This window comes from Aeromicrobium sp. (assembly GCF_036676885.1).
Taxonomy (GTDB): domain Bacteria; phylum Actinomycetota; class Actinomycetes; order Propionibacteriales; family Nocardioidaceae; genus Aeromicrobium.
The window spans coordinates 1-4,190 of the sequence record NZ_JAKFCB010000407.1 but is presented as its reverse complement, the minus strand read 5'-3'; the positions used below and the strand labels follow the sequence as shown (position 1 = coordinate 4,190).

Here is a 4,190-nt window from a genome sequence, read left to right as displayed (position 1 = left end):
GTCCTACCTCGGCTCCTACGGCACCCGCGGTGTCGGCTACGACGTCGAGTACCTCCGCTACCAGATCGCCCGCGAGATCGGCCAGACCCAGGACTGGGACGTCGTCATCGTCGGCGTCGGCAACCTCGGGTCCGCGCTGTCGGCCTACCAGGGCTTCAGCACGCGTGGCATCCGCGTCGCGGCGCTGGTCGACGCTGATCCGAAGCGGGTCGGCACCACGGTCTCCGGCATCACGGTCTCCTCGCTCGACGACCTGCCCGTGATCGTCAAGGAGCGGGCGATCTCGATCGGCATCATCGCGACCCCGGGCACGGCCGCCCAGGAGGTCGCCGACCGCCTCGTCGCGGCGGGCATCACCAGCATCCTCAACTTCGCGCCTGCCCTCGTGCAGGTCCCCGACGGTGTGGACGTACGCAAGGTCGACCTGTCGATCGAGCTGCAGATCCTCGCCTACCACGAGCAGCGCAAGGCCGGTAACGACAAGGTGGTCGGAGCATGAGCGAGCGAATCATGAAGGCAGCAGTCATGCCGGCGGCTCCGTATCGCGGGCTCCTCCTGGAGGTGGCGGCATGAGTGTTCTGGTTGTCGGTATGTCGCACAGGTCGGCGCCGATCGACGTCCTCGAGCAGGCGTCGCTCGACACCGATGCCGCGGTCAAGCTCTCGCACCTCGTGCTCGAGGCGCCGTTCGTCTCCGAGTCGGTCGTCATCTCGACGTGCAACCGGGTCGAGATCTACGTCGAGGCCGAGCGGTTCCACGGTGCCGTCGAAGAGGTGTCGCGCCTGCTGGCCGAGCACTCGGGCCTCGACCGCGACGACTTCGTCCGGCACGTCTACGTCCACTTCGACGAGGCCGCCGTCGCACATCTGTTCGGCGTCGCGGCCGGCATGGACTCGATGATCCTCGGCGAGAGCCAGATCCTCGGCCAGGTCCGCGAAGCGCTGCACTGCGCCCAGGCCGAGTCGACCGTCGGCTCGGCACTCAACGCGCTGTTCCAGCAGGCCCTGCGCATCGGCAAGCGGGGGCACGCCGAGACCGGCATAGACCGGCTCGCCCCGTCGATCGTGACCGCCGGACTGGACGCCGCGGGCGATGTCGTCGACGCCGAGGGCAGCCGTTTCCTCGTCGCCGGCGCCGGCACGATGGCCAGCCTCGCTGTCCGCACCCTGGTCAACCGCGGTGTGGCCCCCAGCCGCATCATGGTCGCCAACCGCACGTTCCAGCGCGCGTACGCCCTGGTCGCCACGTTCGGCGTCAGCGCCGTCCGCTGGGAGGCCATGGACGTCGAGCTGTCCGCGACCGACGTGCTGATCAGCTGCACCGGCGCGACCGGTGTGGTGTTCGACCGCGACCGCATCGCCCAGGCCGCCGCCGGGCGCTCGATGGCGCTGATCGACCTGGCCCTGCCGCGTGACATCGACCCGGCGGTCCGCGACGTCGACGGTGTCGACCTCGTCGACCTGGTCGTGCTCGCCCGGCTCGGCGACAACACCGAGCTCGCCGGTGACATCGACCAGGTGCGCGCGATCGTCGAGGACGAGGTCCGTACGTTCCTGGCCGCCAAGGCCGCCTCGCACATCACCCCGACCGTGGTCGCCCTGCGCACGATGGCTACCGACGTCGTCGCCGCGGAGCTCGCCCGCATCGAGACCCGGCTCCCCGACCTCACCACCGACGAGCTCGCAGCCGTCCGCAAGGCGCTGCACCGCGTCGCCGAGAAGCTCATCCACGCCCCGACGGTCCGCGTCCAGCAGCTCGTCGACGGCCCGGCCGACCTGACGTACGCCGATGCGCTCGCCCATCTGTTCGCGCTCGACCAGTCCGCGGTCGACGCCGTCACGCAGGTCAAGGGGGAGTCCTCATGACGGCCCTCCGCCTCGGCACGCGCGCCTCGGCGCTCGCCATGACCCAGTCCGGCCTGATCGCCGACCGCCTCCGTGAGGCCGGCGTCGAGGTCGAGCTCGTCACGATCTCGACCGAGGGCGACCGCAGCGCGCAACCGCTCGTCGAGTTCGGCGGCCAGGGCGTGTTCGTCGCGGCCCTGCGCGAGGCGCTCGTACGCGGCGAGGTCGACATCGCCGTCCACTCCCTCAAGGACCTGCCGACGTCTCCCGATCCACGTCTGGTGCTCGCCGCGATCCCGCTGCGCGAGGACCCGCGTGACGTGCTCGTGGCCCGCGACGGCCTGACCCTCGGCGAGCTGCCGCAGGGCGCCCGTATCGGCACCGGCTCCCCCCGGCGGGAGGCTCAGCTCAACGCGTTGGGCCTCGGCGTCGAGGTCGTCCCGATCCGCGGCAACGTCGACACCCGCATCGCCAAGGTCGCCTCGGGTGACTACGACGGCGTCCTGCTCGCTCGCGCCGGCCTGCTGCGACTCGGCCGCGCCGACGAGGCGACCGAGGTCATCGATCCTCTGCAGATGCTTCCCGCCCCCGGGCAGGGAGCACTTGCCTGCGAATGTCGCGTCGACGATGACGCGACGATCCACCTGCTCAGCGGCCTCGACGACAGCGACACCCGTGCTGCCGTCACCGCCGAGCGCAGCCTCCTCGCCACCCTCGAGGCAGGTTGCAGTGCACCTGTCGGAGCTCTTGCCGAAGTCGCCCAGGGCGACGACGGCGACGAGCTCTGGCTCCGTGCTGTGGTCGGGAGTACTTCCGGCTCGCCCACCATCCGACTGTCCGCGACCGGCTTGCCATCCGAAGCCGCCGCGGTCGGGGAGCGTCTCGCTGCCGAGATGCTCGCCGAAGGCGCAGACACCCTTGTGGCTGTCGCCTCATAACCCCCAGGCAGATCGAGAAAAGGACCACCGTGACCATCACCACTGCGATGCGAGAAGCACCGTCCACGGCTCGACCGAACGCGCACAAGGCCACCCGCGGCCACGTGAGCTTCGTCGGTGCCGGACCGGGCGATGCCAGCCTGCTGACGGTGCGCGCGGCTGAGCTGCTCGCCCAGGCGGACATCGTCATCACGGAGCTGCCCGAGCAGGCGGCCCTCGTCACCAACGGTGCCGAGGTCGTCGACGGCGGAGTCGGCGAGGACGGCGAGACCCTGACACACGCTGCCCGTGCCCGCCTCGTCGTCAAGTACGCCAAGACCGGCTCCCACGTCGTACGCCTGATCGCGGGTGACCCGTTCACCTACGCGACGGCGCCCGAGGAGGCCGCGGCCTGCAGCAAGGCCGGCATCGGCTTCGAGATCGTCCCGGGCATCTCGTCGGTCTCGGCGGTGCCCGCCTACGCCGGTGTGCCGCTGACCAACCGCACCCACCGCGAGTACTCCGTGGTCAGCGTCGGGGACGCCTCGATCAACTGGTCCGAGCACGCCGGCCAGGAGACCCTGGTCCTGCTGTCCGCGGTCGCCCGCATCGGCGAGGTCGCTGCCGGGCTCGTCGCCGCCGGCCGTTCCGCCGAGACGCCGGTCGCGATGACCCGGGTCGGCACGACGACCGAGCAGACCACGATCGTCTCGACGCTCGCCGACATCGCCGCCGACGCCAAGGCCGCCGGCATGACCGCCCCGGCCATCACGGTCGTCGGCCAGGTCGTCACGATGCGTGAGGCGCTGTCGTGGTTCGAGACCAAGCCGCTCTACGGCTGGCGCGTCCTGGTGCCCCGCACCAAGGAGCAGTCCGCCGGACTCGCTGCCCGCCTGCGCGGCTTCGGTGCGCTCTCCGAGGAGGTCCCGACGATCTCGGTCGAGCCGCCGCGCAACCCGCAGCAGATGGACAAGGCCGTCCGCGGCCTCGTCGAGGGTCGCTACGAGTGGATCGCGTTCACGAGCGTCAACGCGGTCAAGGCCGTGCGCGAGAAGTTCGAGGAGTACGGGCTCGACGCCCGCGCCTTCTCGGGCCTCAAGATCGCCGCGGTCGGCGACAAGACCGCCGAGGCCATCGCCACGTGGGGCATCCGCGCCGACCTCATCCCCAGCGGTGAGCAGTCGGCCCGCGGCCTCCTCGAGGACTGGCCGCCGTACGACGACCTGCTCGACCCGATCAACCGGGTCTTCCTGCCCCGCGCCGACATCGCGACCGAGACCCTCGTGGCCGGACTCGTCAATCTCGGCTGGGAGGTCGACGACGTCACGGCCTACCGCACCGTCCGGGCGGCCCCGCCGCCAGCGCCGACGCGCGAGGCGATCAAGACCGGCAAGTTCGACGCGGTCATGTTCACCTCGTCGTCCACGGT

General features: G+C 70.9%; 4 protein-coding genes. All 4 read left to right on the top strand.

Annotated features, from left to right (window positions below):
* Nucleotides 1-499, top strand: a 499-nt coding sequence (locus V6M46_RS19090; protein WP_332668037.1) for a redox-sensing transcriptional repressor Rex, incomplete at its 5' end; no start/stop codon positions are given.
* 70 nt (nt 500-569) lie between these two features.
* The gene (locus V6M46_RS19085) at nt 570-1,865 is read left to right on the top strand and encodes a glutamyl-tRNA reductase (protein ID WP_332668035.1); all 1,296 of its coding nucleotides are present in this window, start codon (nt 570-572) and stop codon (nt 1,863-1,865) included.
* A complete protein-coding gene (hemC, locus tag V6M46_RS19080) occupies nt 1,862-2,782 on the top strand; it encodes a hydroxymethylbilane synthase (protein WP_332668034.1) in 921 nt (306 codons plus the stop codon). The genes V6M46_RS19085 and hemC overlap by 4 nt, the downstream gene beginning before the upstream one ends.
* Before the next feature lie 29 nt (nt 2,783-2,811).
* Nucleotides 2,812-4,190 (top strand): uroporphyrinogen-III synthase (locus tag V6M46_RS19075; protein ID WP_442880563.1); only part of this gene is annotated, 1,379 nt, incomplete at its 3' end.

Coding starts and splice junctions, on each gene's coding strand:
- V6M46_RS19085 (WP_332668035.1), top strand. CDS start 570: ATGAGTGTTCTGGTTGTCGGTATGTCGCACAGGTCGGCGCCGATCGAC.
- hemC (WP_332668034.1), top strand. CDS start 1,862: ATGACGGCCCTCCGCCTCGGCACGCGCGCCTCGGCGCTCGCCATGACC.